Genomic DNA, 17,525 nt, shown 5'->3' on the forward strand with positions numbered 1-17,525 from the left:
TCACAAGTGTGCAGCGTCCTTGCGCGGACTGTTTGCGTTGGCCTGTGAGGCGGCCGGGGACTCGGCCGGCCCGGCAGCCCCGCGCGAGATCTCATACCCAGCCGGGGTACGTTGAGCGACCATGGCGTGGTTCACCAAAGTCGATCTCGAAGAGCTCGCCGGCAGCCGGTCGTTCAGCCGAGGGCAGGGGTACGTCGAGGCGGTCGTCAACGTCCGCGATCTTCCCAACGGTGTCGTCGCGACGGTGCACGGATCCGATGAATACCAGGTCCGGCTGTACGACACGGGCGGTGATCTCGATGGTGAGTGTGACTGCCCCTACGGCGAGGAGGGCAACTTCTGCAAGCACTGCGTCGCCGTCGGTCTGCGGCTGTTGAATCGCTCCAGCGTCACCGGTGCGGCCGGCACCGGTGGATCATCCCCGGAAGAGGGAGCGGTGGATGTTCACGCGTTCCTGAGCACTCTCGACCACAGTGAGCTGGTCGAGCTGGTGTGGGCGCAGGTCAGCGAAGATCCGGCGCTCTACCAGCGGATGCTACTGCGGGCGATCGCCGGGGCGCAGACGGTGGACCTGTCGCTGCTGGTCCGGCAGGTGGAGAACCTGGCTGTGGACTGGCTGCAGTACGGCGAGGAGGAGACGTACGCCGAGGGGGCGGACGCCGTCGTCGCGGCCTTGGCCGGGTTGCTTCCCGGGCACGCGGAACAGGTCCGACCGCTGCTTCAGCGGGCGCTGGAACTGTTGGGTCAGGCTGCCAGGCGCAGCGAGGACCATTGCGGGGCGGCGCTGGGCTCGGCCGCCGAAGCCTGGGACGTGTTCCTGGCCGCCTGCGAGGAGGCCCCGCCGGACCCGGTGGGTCTGGGAACCTGGTTCGCCGAATTCCGGCTGACCGGAGTGGACATCCTGGACATGAGTATCACCGACGTAGCCGAACTGCTGGGTACCGATGGCTTGGATGCCTACTGGAACGCCTTGGACTCTGCACGCCGTGCGAACCATGACAACTGGACCGTGCGCTCGCTCCGCGAGGAGATGATCAAAGCGACCGGGGATGTCGACATGCTGGTGGCCTGCTACGCCGAGGACCTGTCCACCCCGGACCGGTACGTGCTCATCGCCCGGTTGCTGCGCGAACACGAGCGTCCGGCGGAGGCCGTCGAGTGGCTGGAGCGCGGTCGTGCCGAGGCTGGTCGCTTCGGTCACCGGACCGGACCGCTCGTTGATCTCCTGATCGAGTTGTACCCCGAGGCCGGGCGTACCGGGGACGTGATGGTCCTGCACTGGGAGCGGTTCCGCGCCGAGGCAAGCGTGGACTCCTACCGGCGGCTGCGAGAGTTCATCCTGGCCACCGATCCGCAGCGGTGGCCGCAGCGGTGCGAAGAGGCTTTGGATCTGCTGCGTACCCGCGCGACCGGCGGGGGTGCCGGGAACGCGTGGAATGCCGGCGAGGTCTATCTGCGGGTGCTGCTGTCCGAGGACCGGGACGAGGCAGCGTGGGAAATGCTGGATCAGGTCCGCTGCGAGGAGTCGACCCGACTCGCGGTCGTCGGCCGTCGGGCTGCCACCCATCCTGCCGAGGCACTGAAGATCTACCTGCCGGCGCTCGAGAATGCCGTTGCCCGGGCCAACAACGCGGATTACGAGTGGGCAGCCGACCTGCTGGTCACCCTGAAGGATGTATTCCGGCGGTCCGGTGAAGACCACGGTGCGGAGGTCGCTCGCCTGAAAGTGGCCCACTCCCGTAAACGTAACTTCATGGCTGCCCTTCGGCAGCGGGGCCTCTGAACGGCGGAGACATCTATGCGTGACGACGACCAGGCACTACTGATCTGGCTGGAGAACCTCCCGGTGGAAGCGCTCGCGCGGTTGCTGGCCCTCCGCCCGGAATCGCTGGAACCACCCTGGCCCCGGCACCTACGGGCGCTGGCGGAGCGCATCGGCGAGCCGGCTGCCGTCACAACAGCCATCCGAGGTCTGCCAACCCCGACCGTCCAGGTGCTGCGTGCCCTTGCCGCGCTGCCGGACGGCGCGACAAGCCAGACCCTGGCGTCGTTCCTCGGGCTGCCTCCGGATGATCCCGATCTGGCGCGGACCTTGACGACGCTGGCCGACTACGGGCTGGCCTGGATCGACGCGGGCGATCACGTCCGTCAGCCCCGCGGGGCGGTGGACGGATGGCAGCGGCCGCTCGGCCTCGGCCGTCCCCTCGCCGTATTCCTCAAGAGACTCGACTTCGGGCGGGTCAAACAGATGGCGCGGACCCACGACCTGCCGGTGAGCGGCGGGAACCAGGCGCTGACCGAACGCCTCACCGCCCACCTCAGCAGCCACGATCGGCCGGCCGAGATCGTCGCGGCCGGGCCGGCTGGAATCGAGGATCTGCTGCGGCCGTTCGTCTGGGACCGGCCGGTCGGCGCGGCCCCGGGGATGCGCTCCTATGCCCCGCCCAACGGGCCGGAGACGCCGGTGCGCTGGGCCGCGGACCGCGGGTTGCTGTGGTATCAGGACTGGGACCTCGCCGAGATGCCCCGCGAGGTGTCTCTGGCCCTACGTGGCAAGGACTATCACGCCCCGTTCGACCCGCAACCCCCGGCGGTCGCGACGGCTTCAGTGGATACGAGGGCAGTCGACCAGACCGCCGCCGTGGCCGCGGGTCATCTGCTCGACCGGGTCAGCGCGCTGCTCGATCTCACAGCCAAGACCCCACTGGCCGTCATCAAGACCGGCGGTGTCGGCCAGCGCGAGATCAAACGTGTTGCCAAGCTCCTGAGCTGTGCCGAGGACGAGATCCGGCTCCTGTTGGAGATCGCCTTCGGCGCCGGGCTGATCGGCGAGTTCGACAACGCTGTCCGAGTGACACCACGCCAGGCTCGATGGGTGGAGGGTGGTCCGGCGCAGCGGTATGCGGCCCTGGCCCAGGCCTGGTGGACCAGCCCGCATTCGGCGTTGCGGGTGCCGGAGGGACCGCGGCCGGCGGCGCTGGCCGACACCGATTACGGCGAGGTCGGGGTCGCGGTCCGGCGGGCCCTGCTGGTCGCGCTGTCCCGGCTTCCTGCCGGGACCGCAGCGGACCTGACCGGAGAAGCCTGCACCATCGCCGGGTACGTATGGTGGCTCTGCCCGGTCTACCCGGCCGACCTGGTCGATGGCTGGATCCCGTCGGTAGCCGCCGAGGCACAGCTGCTCGGTGTGATCGCCGCGGGCGCGTTGAGTATTCTGGGCCGCGCCCTGGCAGCTGGCGGCGACGTCGTCACCACCGCGCAGGGACTGCTGACGGCGTCCTGCGAGACGGCCCTGCTCGGCGCGGACTACACGGCGGTGGTGACCGGCCCGCCGTCTGCCGAGCTGGCCCGCGTCCTCGACCGCTTGGCCGACCGGGAGTCCCGAGGCACCGCCTCGATCTGGCGGTTCAGCCCGACCACCGTACGCAAAGCCCTCGACGAAGGGTTCACCGAGGAACGGATCCTCGCCGACCTGGCGGCCATCGCCGCGGGCGGGTTACCGCAACCCTTGGAGTACCTGGTCAAGGACGCGGCCCGCCGGCATGGTGAGATCGCCGTCACCGAGGTGGCCTGTGTGATCCGCGGATCGGATCAGCCCCTACTGGCCGAGTTGGTCGCCCATCGCAAGCTCGCCAAGCTCGGACTGCACCTGCTGGCGCCGACCGTGCTGGCCAGTGGGCTCCCGCCGGAGCAGACTCTGGCGATGCTGCGAGAGGCCGGGTACTACCCGGTACCGGCCGGGCTCGACGGCATCTCGACGATCCGGCGCGCTGACCAGCCAAGGGCCGACCGGAAGGAACGGGAGATCCGCGCCGACGACACTGGCCCGAAATCCGCAACGAGCGCGGCGTCACGGCCAACCGAGACCACTGCCGCAGTCCCCGACCCACGGTTGCTGGCCGAACGGCTGCGGACCGCTCCAGTTCCGGCCAGATTGTCCGAGACTGAGACCCGGGATCTGATCGCCCGGTACACCGGGCATCAGCGTGGCGTCGCCCCCGGGCAATTGCAGTACTACGTGACCTACCGGGTGCCGATGCGGGTGCAGGAGAGGCTCGAGGACGGAACGAAGACCTGGTGGGCGCTACAGTCCGCAGAAGTCGAGGAAGACTCACTCATCGGCTGGTGCCCCGAGTTCCACGACTACCGGCGGGTCCGGCTCGACGCGATCCTCCAGGTCCACCAGCACTGGAGCTGAGGGCAACACATCAACCGGGAACCCGACATCGGCCTGCCCACTCGTCCCAGCCTCTGGCACACACGTCAGGCTGCTTCGGATAACGCCGGATCCTGTGTTCACCGAAATCCCGGCGGTCCGGGCTACGGCTCGACGGGGGACCTACGATGACCGCTTCTGTGTATCTCCGTCTGGATTTCGGCGACGCGGTGGAGGGCAAGTACGCTGATACCGTGGGCGAGTTCTCAGATCACCTGGATTCGGATACGGCCCGACCGCCGGCGGGTTACCTTCCATACGGCGAGCGGAAGCCGTATGTCGTGGCCGATTCGCTCGCCGCGTTGACTGGGCCGACCCGAGGCGTGGTCTCTCTGCCACGTCATCTGGACTGGTCAGGCCGCGCAGAATACGACTTGAGCAGACCCGCTCGTCTGGTCAGCATGTACAAGGTGGTGCTCAGTGAGGCGGGCAGCGTCGACGATCTGTGCGCCTGGCTCGACGGTGGTCTGCTTCTTCGGCTGTGGCCCACGCTGTGGTTGCCGCCGCAGCTGCGGCGGCGCTGGGAGGAGCGGTTCCCGGAGCTCGCTGCCGCACGCCCGGCTGCCGCGTAGGTGGATCTTTTTCACGAGCGGCTCGCTCGGCTCGGGCTTGAGGCCGCCGGGCGGTACGGTTTCGCTCTTGCCGGTGGTTACGCGGTCCAGGCGGCCGGTCTTCTCGAACGGCCGAGCGAGGACGTGGACCTGTTCACCGCGTGGGAGCGTCGCGACGAGTTCAACACGGCCGTCACTGCCGTTGTTCAGGCGTACCGGGATGTCGGCGTCATAGTTGAGGTCGAACGGCGTTACGACACCTTCGCGCGGTTGATGGTGACCGAGGACGGCCGGACCGCGAAGGTGGAGCTCGGCGTGGATTGGCGCGCCAATGACCCGATCCTGATGTCCATCGGCCCGGTACTGCATCCCGACGACGCGGTGGCCAACAAGATGAGCGCACTCTACGGCCGGGCGTTCGCCCGCGACTTCATCGACATCGATGCAACGCTGTGCTCGGGCAGATACTCCGGTGAAGATCTCCTACGCCTTGCGGAGCGGGCCGATTCCGGCTTCGACCGGCGCATCTTCGCCGCAGCCCTCGGACAGGCCGGCCTGCTGGACCCGGCGGATTTCGCCCAGTACGGCATCGCCGGCCAAGACCTCGACGAGTTGCGGACCCGGTTCGCGGCGTGGCGTCACGATCTACTCACCGAGTCGTCGCCGGAATAGCCGCGCGCGGCGGGCCGGCTGGCCTTCGCCCGGCGGTGGGTGGTCACCCGACGAGCACCGGCTGTTCGGCAGACTGGCGCGATGAGTTCTCGAAGCCGACGCCCCGCAAAGCGGGGAACCAGCCGGGCCCGCCGCCCAGATCTCACCATCGTGTCCGGCGCAGAGCAGGCCTGCGATTGCCCCGGCTGCGCAGAAGGCGGACCGGACCCCGAACAGATGCTGACCGACCTGGTCGATGACGCGTCCGCGCTGGCCGAGGTCGATGATCCGCTCGAAGCGGAGCTGGCCGGGGCGCTGTTCGTGGCGATGAGCCGGGCCGGCGGCGAGGAGATAATGGCGGCGTTCGCCGGTGCTTTCATCCCAGCGATCGAGGCGCGCGGCACCCGGGCCGCGCTGACGTTGCTCACCGCGATCGGTGCGATGGGCGGCGAGGCGGAGAAGCCGGTCACCGAGGCCGCCCGGGCAGCCTCGGCACGGATGCGCGCCAACAGCGTCCCGGCCCCGACCTGGGCCGACGATCTGGCACAGCCGCTGACGGCAGGGCCGTTCACCCGGATGCATGACGACCAGGACATCATGTCGGTGCTGATCGGTGTCTTCCAGCGGGCCGGCCGCGACCATGCGCTGATGATCACAGTGGATCACCAGCACTGTGGCGCTGCGGAACAGATCTACCTGCTCGATGCCGAGGAGTTACCGACCGCGGTCGCCGCGATCCACCAGGGCGCCCGGCAGGACGGAGTGAAAATCAGTACGAAGAAGCTGGGCGCGCCGGAATTCCGCTGGCACGTCGAGCAGGCGTTGGAGGCGCGTGCCGTCCACGACGAGGAGGACGGACCGAACGACGATGCCCCGGTCGATGCGAATCTGCTCGACGAGGAGGAAGGCCCGGGATACGCCCCACTCGCCGTCCTCACCCGCAGCCGCCTGGAGACTCTGCCTCCCACTCGCCGGCCGCGCGGCGCGACCGCGTCCGGCCACGCCGCCGATCGAACCGCGATGGACGTACTCCAACAGTTCGCCGCCCTGATCGGCAACTCCGGCGGCCCGGCCGCGTTCGGCCTCGACCTGCCACCGGCCCGCCGACCGGCACCGGCGAAACTCCCAGCCAAACGCAAGAAATCGAACGGGCCGGCACCGATCTATCAGATCAAGGTCGGTCTGCGCGGTGCCAAACCGCCGATCTGGCGGCGGCTGCTGGTACCCGGCGACATCACCCTCAACCGGCTGCACCAGACGATCCTCGCCGCGTTCGGCTGGCACGGCGGACACCTGCACGTCTTCGACACCGCATACGGCCAGTTCGGACGGGCCGACCGCGACCTCGGGCACCGCTCGGACGGCCCGGTCACACTCGAACAGGTCGCACCCGCGATCAAGGACAAATTCCGCTACACCTACGACTTCGGCGACGACTGGGAGCACGACATCCTGGTCGAGAAGACGGCACCCGCCGACCCGGCCACCACCTACCCGGTCTGCATCGGCGGACGGCGCGCGGCCCCACCCGACGACTGCGGTGGCATCTGGGGCTACCAGGACCTGATCGAGGTACTCACCGACCCGAGCCACCCGGAACACCAGGAACGGCTGGAATGGCTCGGCCTGGACCACCGCGACCAGTTCACCCCGGACACATTCGACCTGGATCAGGTCAACCAGCGACTACGAACCCGCTGACCAACCGGCCACGAACAAGCCGCCGCTCGTTGACGCGCCTGCCACCCGGGCCGATACACCAGCGAGCGGCGGGCCCGTGCCCCGGCCTCGGATGCCTTTTCGCGGTGCTGGGCGCGCAGCCCAGGATTCGCGCGGTCTGTTCCACGCTGAGGTCCCTGATGAATCGCAGCGAGAGAACGGCCCGTTGCCGGTCGCCGAGTTGCCGCATTGCGGCTGACAGGAGGCTGCGGTCCTCGACTGCATGTCGGCTGTTGACCACCGGCCCGGAGTCGACCATTGCCGCTGTCGTGATCTCGTAGCGCCAGCGTGAACGCTGTCGCTCGGTCAGGAAGATGCTCATCACCACCTGCCTGGCGTATGCCTGCAGTTCGGTGTGCCGGCGTAGCCGGAGCCAGCGTTGGTAGATTTTCCACAGTGCCATCTGGACGAGATCGTCAGCCTCGTGCCAGTCCTTGCAGACGCGGTAGGCCTCATAGCGCAGCCAGCGCCGGATTCGTTGAGCGAATACCTCGAAGTTCGCCTCATGGGCCTCGTCGGCCATCAGTTGTTCCCCGTTCCCCGTGTGATGTAGGACCGGCGTGCAGCACGCCGCTGGAGCTACGTCGTGTATTCGATGGGCCTCACCTCGCCGAGTTCCGGGCACGAAGACGCCGCGCAGGATCACTGCGCGTGGCGGGAGACTGCCAGGGGCTTTGTGGCCGAGAGGTAGCGTTGTCGCTACTTATCGATAAATTTCAATGCCGCGGTTCGGAACCCTGCCACGAGGTCGGCCGGTTCTGCAACCCCGCCATCGCCCCTGTGGGAATCCTGTGTGGCTACTGTGGATTCGTGCGGAGCGGACGCCTGATCAACAATTCTTTGCGTTAACTGTCAAAGATCCAGATGGCGTTCTGCATTGGCGTGTGCCGGGTTTCCTGGGTCGTCGGAATCTGCTGGCGGCGTGCAGTTTTCCGGCGGTCGCCGGTCGTGTTGAAGATGAGACCCGCTCGAAGATCGCACCATCCACGAAAGGAACGAATTCGTGCGCTCGAAACTCGTCACCAAGTTCGCCATCGTCACAGCCGGCGCCGCCGTGATCACCATGGGCGTCGCCCCTGCCATGGCATCCGCGGCTGCGCCGCACACCAGGGTGGCTGTCGCGGTGTCCCAGGTGGACACCCGTACCGTCGCCGAGGCCGACGCCTTGACCGCCGCCGGCCTGCCGCTGCAAACCGTCATCACGGCGTTGCGGCAAGGGGGCCTACTGCTGCAGGCCATCGTGGGCGCCGTCAGCCCGGAGGCCGGCCTGGTCATCCTGCAGCATGCCAACAGCATCGCTGACTTCCTCGAGGAGGCTCAGCAGGTCGACCGGGCCGGCATCATCGCTCACCTCGTCGGACTCGGCGTGCTGGAGCGGACCACCGGCATCGTCGCCGACGTACTTCTGCTGATCATCCAGGGCTGACGGCGACTGGCCGGTCAGGGTGTGACCGGGACATGGCCGGTCACACCCTGACCGGGCCCACAGCCGGCCACACAGTGGAACCGGAAGTGGATGCCCGCGCGGGAGCAGTACACGCTGATCGGCTCCAGGGTCACCGACCTGACCTGGCTGGAGCGGGTTCCCCGCGGCCGTCAGCTGCTGATGATCGCCGAGGGGTTGGTGCCCTTGACGCGGTCGATCGCCATCGTGCGGTTCCGGTTCTGACCGGCTGCCCGGAGAACGGGCGGCCGGGTGCCGGGTCAGACGCCGTCGAACGTGTTGAGGGTGTTGAGCAGGGTGGTCAGCTTGGCGGCGCAGTCGGCCTGGTTCGGGGTGCCGGCCCGCAGCGCGGTCAGCACCTCGTCGATCTGGTCGTCCAGCTCGTGCCACTTGCCGGAGTCGCGGGGCTTGAGGCCGGCCTCGGCGTCGTCCCAGGCAACCTCGAGGTCCTTGACCCGGGTCTTGCGGCCGGACAGGTCGTTGCCGGTGACCTTCGCCTGCAGGTCGGTGACGATGGTGGCGAACGCGCTCACGTTGCCCAGCCGGGTGGTCGGGTGCACGACCTGCTTGACCGGCACTGCGGTGGCGGCCACGCCCGGCTCTGTCGCTGAAGACGTGTTTCCGCTGCTCAGCGCGATTCCTGCGGCGGCGATCACCACGGCCGCGCCGGCGGCCCACGCGTAGTCACCGCGCTGCCCGGCGCCCTTGCCGCCGGGGCGGCCGGCCAGCAGCTGCTCCCGGCCGACCAGGATCACGATCACGGCGAAGAACAGCAGGCTGGTGGCGCTGGCGCCGAGGTCGAGACCGCCGAAGTCCTTGGCCTGGGTGAGCAGGTCACCCAGCGAGGCGCCGAGCGGGCGGGTCAGCACGTAGGCGATCCAGAAGGTCAGCACCAGTCCGGCGCCGAACCGGCCGGCGAGCCAGGTGACCAGGATCAGCCCCGCGAAGATCACCGTGCCGGTCCGGAAGCCCAGGCTGAGTGCCTCGGTGGCCAGGTCGCCGGCGGCGGTGCCGAGCGCGAACGTGGTCAGGATCGCGCCCCAGTAGAACGCCTCCCGGCGCGAGGTGTCGATCGAGGTGATCGCCAGGGTGCGCTCCTGGCGGTACCAGGCGGTGAACACGACGGCGAGGATGACCGCGAAGACCGCGGAGCTGACGTAGAGGCTGACACCGAGGGTGTCGGTGAAGAAGTCGGTGATCTGGGTGCCGACGATGCTGACCAGCACCACGCACAGCCAGTAGATCCACGGTGTGTACCGCCGGGTCCGGAACTGCACGCCGAGCGCGACGGCGAGCACGGTCATCATCACCGCGTCGGTGACCAGCGGGCCGAGTCCCACGTTGACGGCCAGGTAGTCGGCGAACGTCTCACCGACCGTGGTCGACAGCATCTTGATCACCCAGAAGATGGCGGTGATCGCCGGGACCTTGGTCAGCCAGGCGCCGGCGCTCGTGCGCGTCGCCGTGCCGTGGGCGTACTCCATCGTTTCTCCTGCCGAAGTGGGACGGCCACGCCGCGGCGACCGTTGATCGTCACCACCATGGGGAAACGGTCCTGAGAGCGGCCTGAAGGCCGCACCGGCTTGCCGACGGTGACATCGGCGCCCACCTCGACGGTCGCAGAAACCGGGTCGCCAGCGCCGCCGCCGCTCTCGGCAGGCCCTTAAAGCAGCATAAATCTCATTTTCAGGGGTTATTCAGGTTCGGTGTCGCACGCTTCTGCTCGAACGATCTCGACCGACTGTTCCGAGGAGAAGACATGACCGCATCCGTGATGCCGCCGCCGAGCCGGGCCAAGGCCGTGATGAAGAAGCTGCCGGAGATCACGCTGGCGTTCTGGGTGATGAAGGTAGCGGCGACGACGTTGGGTGAGACCGCGGGCGACATGATCTCGCAGACGTTGAAGCTGGGCTACTTCTTGAGCACGGTCACGTTGTTCGCGATCTTTGTGGTGACGCTGGTGGTGCAGCTGCGGTCGAGCCGGTACCACCCGGTGTTCTACTGGACGGTGATCCTGTCGACGAGCATGGCCGGGACCACGTTGTCGGACTTCATGAACCGGGACACCGGGAACCTGTCGGCCGGGACGACGTCGCTCGGGTGGGGTCCGCAGGGGCTGGGTCTGGGGTATCCGACGGGTGCGGCGATCCTGACGTCATTGCTGATCGCGGTGTTCGTGGTGTGGAAGATGACCGGTCTGACGTTCGACATCAGCAAGATCAATACGTTTCGTGGTGAGGCGCTGTTCTGGACCGCGATCCTGATCTCGAACACGCTGGGTACGTCGATGGGTGACTTCCTGGCCGACAGTTCCGGTCTCGGCTATCTCGGTGGCGCGGTGCTGATCACGGCGGTGCTGGCGGTGCTGGCCGCCTTCACGCAGGTGCGGTGGATTCCGAACGTGCTGGTGTTCTGGCTGGCCTTCGTGCTGACCCGTCCGCTGGGTGCGACGGTGGGCGACTTCTTCACCAAGCCGGCCGTGAAGGGTGGCCTCGGCCTGGGCACCTACGGTGCTTCGGCGGTGCTGCTCGCGGTGCTGGCCGGCTTCATCGTGTACGCCATGGCCGGCGAGCGCCGCCGCCGCGCGATCGCGGTGCCGGCCGCCTGACCCGCGCACTCCGAGATCGTTCGAACCCCGCAGCGCTGTTCTGGCTGTTGTGTGGGGACTTTGGGTGCGGAGCGCGCCGCAACTTCACACGCAGCGTTGTCTTGGCTGTTGTGTGGGGACTTTGGGTGGGGAGCTGCTTGCATCGTACAAAAAAGGGGCGGACCTGAGGTGTCGCGGACCTGGGGGAATTTTTATGAGAATTCATTAGGAAATCGGGTTGCGGTTGAGTTAGAAAATGGTTGCCCAGGTGGAATGAAGGTTGTTGACAGCCCATTCATAAGTGGCGCGCGGATTGTCTTCATCAGCAAGCGGCGCCGGAATTCGGCCGGGTCGCACAACGAACGGAGTCACCCTCGTGTCGATGAACTCGAACAAGATGGCGAAGCGGGCCGGCCTGGCGGTTGCGGGCGTCGTGACGGCCGGAGTGTTCGTGCTCGGCGGGTCGGCGATGGCCAGTGCCGCGACCTCGGCGCCGAAGGCCTCGTCGAGCGCGTCGTCGGACAGCGGCAAGCCGGCCCGGGGCGGGTCGGCCGACACCGCGGTGACCGGTGACGAGCTGGCGAAGGTGACCGCCGCGGTGACGGCGAAGGACTCCGCGATCACGGTGACCAGCGTGCGGATGGACCCGGACAAGTCCTACGACGTGGTCGGCACGAAGAACGGCGCGACGGTCACCTACGACGTCAGCGCGGACCTGAAGACGTTCACCGCGCGCAGCGGCCGCGGCGGCGGCAAGGGCGGCGGGCACGGCGGCAAGTCGGCCGACACCGCGGTGACCGGTGACGAGCTGGCGAAGGTGACCGCCGCGGTCAAGGCGAAGGACGCGACGATCACGGTGACCCGGGTCGGCAAGGACCCGGACGGCTCCTACGACGTGTTCGGCACCAAGGCCGGCGCCACCGTGATGTACGACGTCAGCGCCGACCTGACCACGTTCACCCAGCGGACCCGCACCGCCGGCAAGTGACCTCTCGCCCGGGGTCGCCGAGCCCGGCGACCCCGGAGAGGCCGTTCGCCGCGCCTAACGCTTGGTGATCAGCCGAGGCCTCCACTTCACGGTTGCGATGGCACAGTCACCTCGTGCGGCGGAAGTCGGTAACCTCCGGGAACTTCTGAAAACCAGCCGAAACGTACGTCGCCACGGCGCCGACGTTGCTGCTCGGGGTGCACACTGTCGCGCTGGACGAACCCATCTGCTGCAATGCGGCGGCGGCGGCCACCGTGATGGCGCGGCCGTATCCGTGACCACGGTGATCCCGATGAACGCCCAGTGGTTCGAGCAGACCCGGTCGTCCTTCCCCTGCCGACCAAACCGTCACCGCGGCGACCGCGTCGCCGTCGCCGTCGTAGCCGACCAGGCACCGGGCCCGCCGGTAAGGCGGTGCAGCGGCCATCGCACGCCAGCGCTCCACAGTGAACGCCGAGTTGGCGAACGCCGCCCGCTGCACCGCGACCCGATCATCAAGGATCCGATCCCGAATATCGTGCGCGTCGATGACCTCGACCCGGAGCCCGCAGTCCTCCACCGGTTCGATCAGTTCGCGAGACAACGGGGTCCACGGTTCGTCGGCCGCCCAACCGCCGCGATCCAGGAGATCTCGAAGAGCAGTGCCGAAGCGGGCCTCGACGGCCCCGGTGCCGTCGGGCAGGACCCCCTGCTGCGGATCCGACAGATCGGCCAGCAGCCGGGCCGCGAACGCGGCGTCTTCGTCGACGCCCGGTGCGATGCCCATGCGGATCACCCCGTCGTCCATCATGCCAACGGCCAGGACGTGCCCGTTACGGGCCCACACCCTGACGGCCTCGGCCACCTTCCGTCGGCCGAACCTCCAGTGCCACCCGAGGTCGCCTGGATGAAGCTGGACCGGCCCGCCGGTGTGCTGCCAGACCGCCACTGCCTCAACGATCTCGCCCAACGCATCCGGCGTCGCAAGCTGCATCGTGACCGACATGCGCCGACCTAACCACACCACGGAGACGACGCAATTGGTTTTCACCGCCCGAGTGCCGGCCCATGGCCCGCGCGCATGAAGGCGGTCAAGGCAAACTGCAGACCAGACGAAATCAACCCAGCCAGATCCGAAATACTCTCATGACCGCATTCCGTGCGGCTGGTGAGTTCGGCCTTGTGGTCGCTCGTCTGGAGGTGGCGGGGGACCCTCGGAATGCGCGCAGGCGGGGCCGGTCGGTGGTTCAGGGGAGGTCGAGGAGGAAGAGTGCGCCGGCGGCGACCAGGCCGGCCTCGACCAAGAGGATGAAGGTGCGGTCACTGACCCGGCTGACGAGTCTCCTGCCTGCCCACGCCCCGGCGAGCGTGGCCGGGGTGAGGGCGGCGCCGAACCACAGCACCCGCGGGGTGAGCAGGTCACCGGCACCGTACACCGCGATTTTGGTCAAGTGCATGGTGAGCGCGGCGGTAGCCTCGGTGCCGATGTAAGCCGCCCGGGTCAGGCCGTAGGCGAGGAAGAACGGTGCGGTCAGCGGCCCCACCGAGCCCAGCAGCGCGGAACCGAAACCCGACGCCGCGCCGACGGCGGCGAACATCCGGTCGCCGGGCTTGCCGGTCCGGGGCCGCAGGCGGCGCCAGATGACGACGCCGATCAGGAACGCGCCGAGGAGGTGCTTGAGCGGGCTCAGCGGGGCGTGGGTCAGCAGCAGCCCACCGGCGACCGCGAGGGGGACGGCTCCGGCCGCGAACCACCCGACCAGTGGCCACCGCACCGCGTCGCGGTTGAGCCAGGTCCGGGAGCCGTTGCTGGAGAGCTGGGTGAGCGTCAGCATCGGCACGGCGAAGCGCAGCCCGAACAAAGCAGTGAACACCGGCAGCAGCAGCACGCCACCGCCGAACCCGGCGACGGCCGACAGCATCGCCAGCAGGAACGCCGCCGCCGACGCGATCACCAGGGTGGTCATGCCGGGGACGCTACAAGGGTGACCGGTTGCGCATGCGGCGGCTGCGCAACAACTCGACGGCGTTCGACCCGGCCACGGCGCGGTGATGCTGGTCGGCACGGGCGCGGCGGGTTGCACGTAGGCGCGCTGCCCGCCGTACGAAAGCAATGCGCTCTTGATCGTGGTGTCGGTCGCGCAGCCGGCGACGGTGATCGACCCGGACGGGCCGGGGGTGGGGGCGGCGAGCACAAGAGCGATTTTCGGTACGACCATGGCGCGCTGCCTTCGGGACGGCTCCTGGAAGCGGCACCGGTCTCGATCATGAGCGAGTGTGTTGTACCTTGCTGCCTGACTTGTCCGTCCACATAGGGAGCACGATGTCAGTCAATTTCTCCCGGCGCTCCGCACTCGGCCTCGGTGCCGTCGCTGCCGCGGCGACCGTCGGTGTCAGCTCGCCCGCGGAAGCTGCCGTGTCGGGTCCCGCGTCGATCAAGAAGGTGTACGAGAAGCAGAAGGCCAAGGTCGGCGGCCTGTGGCACACCCACATGGCGGCCGTGGACGCGACCGGTGCGATCACGCCGTTCGTCGAGGACGACGCCGACCACGTCACGTACGGCTACAGCGTGCAGAAGCTGGCCGTGGCGACCGCGGTGCTCGACAAGGTCGACCGGGGTGAACTCACCATGGGCACCAAGGTCGACCTGCAGGGCGACATCGTCCTCGACGGGTCGGGCATCTACTTCCTGCAGGGCACGTACGGCGACGACCTCACCGTGGCCGGGTTCCTGACCGCGATGCTGCTGGTCTCGGACAACACCGCGGTACGCCTGTGCGGCCGGCTCGTCCCCGCGCTGGAGATCAACGAGATCCTCGCGGCCAAGGGGTTCGTGCAGACCCGGGTCATCCCGGTGGCGAACCCGAACCGGTTCTACCTGGGGGTGACCACGCCGCGCGAGATGCACGACCTGCTGTGGCGCCTGGCGACCAAGACGCTGCTGTCACCGGCCTCGTGCGACTTCATGCTGCGGGTGACCCGTGGTCTCAGCGGCTACCACGACGGCGTGCGCCGGGTGATGTCGTCGCGGGAGCGCGAGCGCGTCGCGACGAAGTACGGCGCCGACTTCAACGAGCTCGGTGAGTCGCGGCACGAGGTCGGCATCATGTTCGACACCAACGGCGTGCCGCTGCTGACCTACGCGATGTTCGCCGAGGGCCTGGGTGACCCGCTGAACTACGGTGCGACGCACCCGGCGGTCGAGGCGCACGCGAAGATCGGCCGCGCATTGATCGACAACCTGCCGCCGACGCCGGGCGCCACGGTGGCGCCGCGGTCGAAGATTCAGCACTTCAAGCCGGTCAGCGGCGGCTGACGTGGCCGCGGTCATGGCAGCCGGCCGCTCGATGCCGCCTGCCATGACCGCGGCACCACGGCGCGCCGGCGTAGTCCTCGAGGACTACGCCGGGAGCCCGTCGACCGGCGGATGCGACCGGCCGCCGGCGCGCCCTAGATTCGGTACGTGAACGGTATGGACAGTGCGTCGGCACGTGCCTGGTGGGCTGCCACCGCGGACCCGTTGCCGCGGGCGGCGACCCGATGGCGCGCCTGGCTGCCGCACGTGCTGGTGGCCGGCTTCGCGGTGCTCACCGCCGCCGTGACGACCGGCCTGGCGTTCAGCCAGCCGGTCAGCGGCGCGGACCTGACCGTCTCGCTGCTCGCCTGCGCGGCGGTGGTCCTCGCGGTGTTCCGCCCGGTCCCGGCCTGGTGGTCGGCGATCCTGATCCTGATCGCCGGGGCGTTGACGACCGGACCGCCGTACCCGTGGGGTTACCTCGCGATGCTGCCGGCGGCCGGAGTGCTGTTCCTGCTGGCGCTGCGGGTCCGCGCCCGGGTGCTGTTCGCCTCGCTGGCCGTGGGCCTGCTGGCGCTGCTGGCCGCGACCGGATTCGACATCGGGGAGCATCGCGGATACGGCGTCCTCGGCCTGCTGACCGGCACCGACCCGGGCCGGGTCACGCTGCTGCTCGCCGGCGTCGCCGGGGCGGGAGCGCTGCGCCGGACCCGGCGGGTGAGCAGTGCCCGGCTGGCCGCGCAGGTGACCCTCAACGCCGACGAGCGGGCCCGGCGCATGCTGCTGGAGGAACGCGGCCGGATCGCCCGTGAGCTGCACGACGTCGTCGCCCACCACCTGTCGGTGATCTCCATTCAGGCGCAGGTCGCGCCGCACCTGGTCACCGACCCGCCGGCCGAGCTGCGGGAGAACCTCACCGGCATCCGGCAGAACGCCCTCGACGCGCTCACCGAGCTGCGCCGGGTCCTCGGCGTGCTGCGGGCCGGCACCGCGCCGCACGCGCCCCAGCCGGCCCTCGCCGACCTCGGCGAGCTGGTCGCCAACGTGCGCGCCGCCGGTCCCGCCGTCGCGATCGAGGTCACCGGGACGCCGCGCCCGCTGTCGCCGGGCGTGGAACTGTCCGCGTACCGGATCGTGCAGGAGGCGCTCAGCAACGCCATCCGCCACGCGCCGGGCGCACCGGTGCGGGTGCGGATCGCGTACCGTCCGGCGAGCCTCGGTGTCCGGATCGGCAACGCCGCCCCGGCCCGGCCGGGGCAGCCCTCGCCCGGTGCCGGGCACGGCCTGCCCGGCATGCGGGAACGCGCCGCCATGCTCGACGGTGACCTGGCGGCCGGGCCGACCCCGGACGGCGGGTACGAAGTCAGCGTGACCCTGCCGGCCCCGGCCGCCCCGTGACCGGCATCCGCGTGCTGATCGCCGACGACCAGATGATGGTCCGGCAGGGCTTCACCGTGCTGCTCGGCGCCGAGCCCGGCATCGAGGTGGTCGGGCAGGCCGTCGACGGCCTCGACGCGGTCGCCAAGGTCGCCGAGCTGGCCCCGGACGTCGTGCTCATGGACATCCGGATGCCGCGCCTGGGCGGCATCGACGCGACCCGCCGGATCTCCGGCGGCGCGGTCAAGGTCCTGGTGCTGACCACGTTCGACCTCGACGAGTACGTCTACGAGGCGCTGCGCGCGGGCGCCTCCGGGTTCCTGCTCAAGGACGCCTCGGCCGCCGAGCTCGCGCACGCGGTCCGGGTGGTCGCGGCCGGCGACGGCCTGCTCTCGCCGGACATCACCCGGCGGCTGATCGCCGAGTTCTCCCGCACGAGCGGCCCGCCGCGCGCCCCGCTCAAGGACCGGGTCGGTGAGCTGACCGAGCGCGAGACCGAGGTCCTGGCGCTGATCGCCCAGGGCCTGTCCAACGCGGAGATCGCCGCGCAGCTGTTCGTCGCCGAGCACACCGTCAAGACCCACGTCAGCCGGATCCTGACCAAACTCGGGCTTCGCGACCGGACCCAGGCCGCCATCTTCGCGTACGAGGCCGGCCTGGTCCGCCCCGGCGGGTAGTCCTCAGGAGTGAGGCCGGGGAGTCGCTCCGCGGACGGATG

General features: G+C 69.1%; 16 protein-coding genes. 12 read left to right on the forward strand and 4 right to left on the reverse strand.

Annotated elements, in window-relative coordinates:
• Positions 1–121: 121 nt before the first annotated feature.
• From Apa02nite_RS27635 to Apa02nite_RS27655, 5 genes are all read left to right on the forward strand, one after another.
• Positions 122–1,783, forward strand: coding sequence for an SWIM zinc finger family protein (locus Apa02nite_RS27635; protein WP_203827578.1), 1,662 nt, complete (start codon positions 122–124; stop codon positions 1,781–1,783).
• Between the two features lie 15 nt (positions 1,784–1,798).
• Positions 1,799–4,198 carry a helicase-associated domain-containing protein gene (locus Apa02nite_RS27640; RefSeq protein ID WP_203827579.1) on the forward strand — a complete coding sequence of 800 codons (2,400 nt, stop codon included), beginning with the start codon at positions 1,799–1,801 and terminating at the stop codon, positions 4,196–4,198.
• A gap of 146 nt (positions 4,199–4,344) precedes the next feature.
• Entirely contained in the window at positions 4,345–4,788 is a 444-nt protein-coding gene (locus Apa02nite_RS27645; RefSeq protein WP_239164617.1) for a hypothetical protein, read from the forward strand.
• Positions 4,789–5,439 (forward strand): nucleotidyl transferase AbiEii/AbiGii toxin family protein, encoded by a 651-nt coding sequence (locus tag Apa02nite_RS27650; protein ID WP_203827580.1) that lies wholly within the window; start codon positions 4,789–4,791, stop codon positions 5,437–5,439.
• 216 nt (positions 5,440–5,655) lie between these two features.
• Entirely contained in the window at positions 5,656–7,119 is a 1,464-nt protein-coding gene (locus Apa02nite_RS27655) for a plasmid pRiA4b ORF-3 family protein (RefSeq protein ID WP_203827581.1), read from the forward strand.
• Here the strand turns inward: Apa02nite_RS27655 and Apa02nite_RS27660 are convergent.
• A complete protein-coding gene (locus tag Apa02nite_RS27660; protein WP_203827582.1) occupies positions 7,094–7,660 on the reverse strand; it encodes a sigma-70 family RNA polymerase sigma factor in 567 nt (188 codons plus the stop codon). The genes Apa02nite_RS27655 and Apa02nite_RS27660 overlap by 26 nt on opposite strands.
• Positions 7,661–8,140: 480 nt before the next feature.
• Between Apa02nite_RS27660 and Apa02nite_RS27665 the strand changes: the two genes are divergently transcribed.
• Positions 8,141–8,563 (forward strand): hypothetical protein, encoded by a 423-nt coding sequence (locus tag Apa02nite_RS27665; RefSeq protein ID WP_203827583.1) that lies wholly within the window; start codon positions 8,141–8,143, stop codon positions 8,561–8,563.
• A 90-nt stretch (positions 8,564–8,653) separates the two neighbouring features.
• The gene (locus Apa02nite_RS27670) at positions 8,654–8,806 is read left to right on the forward strand and encodes a hypothetical protein (protein WP_203827584.1); all 153 of its coding nucleotides are present in this window, start codon (positions 8,654–8,656) and stop codon (positions 8,804–8,806) included.
• Between the two features lie 35 nt (positions 8,807–8,841).
• Here Apa02nite_RS27670 and Apa02nite_RS27675 read toward each other — a convergent pair whose 3' ends face one another.
• A complete protein-coding gene (locus Apa02nite_RS27675) occupies positions 8,842–10,065 on the reverse strand; it encodes a COG4705 family protein (protein WP_203827585.1) in 1,224 nt (407 codons plus the stop codon).
• A 275-nt stretch (positions 10,066–10,340) separates the two neighbouring features.
• Here Apa02nite_RS27675 and Apa02nite_RS27680 point away from each other — a divergent pair, with 275 nt between their 5' ends.
• Positions 10,341–11,189 carry a COG4705 family protein gene (locus Apa02nite_RS27680; RefSeq protein WP_203827586.1) on the forward strand — a complete coding sequence of 283 codons (849 nt, stop codon included), beginning with the start codon at positions 10,341–10,343 and terminating at the stop codon, positions 11,187–11,189.
• Between the two features lie 361 nt (positions 11,190–11,550).
• A complete protein-coding gene (locus Apa02nite_RS27685; protein WP_203827587.1) occupies positions 11,551–12,156 on the forward strand; it encodes a hypothetical protein in 606 nt (201 codons plus the stop codon).
• A 106-nt stretch (positions 12,157–12,262) separates the two neighbouring features.
• Here Apa02nite_RS27685 and Apa02nite_RS27690 read toward each other — a convergent pair whose 3' ends face one another.
• Complete coding sequence (locus Apa02nite_RS27690) at positions 12,263–13,141, reverse strand: GNAT family N-acetyltransferase (protein ID WP_203827588.1); 879 nt, start codon at positions 13,139–13,141, stop codon at positions 12,263–12,265.
• Positions 13,142–13,382: 241 nt separating this feature from the next.
• Positions 13,383–14,102 (reverse strand): sulfite exporter TauE/SafE family protein, encoded by a 720-nt coding sequence (locus tag Apa02nite_RS27695; protein WP_203827589.1) that lies wholly within the window; start codon positions 14,100–14,102, stop codon positions 13,383–13,385.
• 356 nt (positions 14,103–14,458) lie between these two features.
• On the opposite strand from Apa02nite_RS27695, the gene Apa02nite_RS27700 reads away from it, so the two are divergent.
• The 3 genes from Apa02nite_RS27700 to Apa02nite_RS27710 all read left to right on the forward strand — a co-directional run bounded on the left by Apa02nite_RS27700 (position 14,459) and on the right by Apa02nite_RS27710 (position 17,484).
• A complete protein-coding gene (locus Apa02nite_RS27700) occupies positions 14,459–15,451 on the forward strand; it encodes a serine hydrolase (protein WP_203827590.1) in 993 nt (330 codons plus the stop codon).
• A gap of 156 nt (positions 15,452–15,607) precedes the next feature.
• Positions 15,608–16,828: a sensor histidine kinase gene (locus tag Apa02nite_RS27705; RefSeq protein ID WP_239164628.1), complete on the forward strand. Its 1,221-nt coding sequence runs from the start codon at positions 15,608–15,610 to the stop codon at positions 16,826–16,828.
• Positions 16,825–17,484, forward strand: a complete 660-nt coding sequence (locus Apa02nite_RS27710; RefSeq protein WP_203827592.1) for a response regulator — start codon at positions 16,825–16,827, stop codon at positions 17,482–17,484. Before Apa02nite_RS27705 ends, Apa02nite_RS27710 begins: the two co-directional genes overlap by 4 nt.
• Positions 17,485–17,525 lie beyond the last annotated feature (41 nt).

Source organism: Actinoplanes palleronii, from assembly GCF_016862315.1.
Taxonomy (GTDB): domain Bacteria; phylum Actinomycetota; class Actinomycetes; order Mycobacteriales; family Micromonosporaceae; genus Actinoplanes; species Actinoplanes palleronii.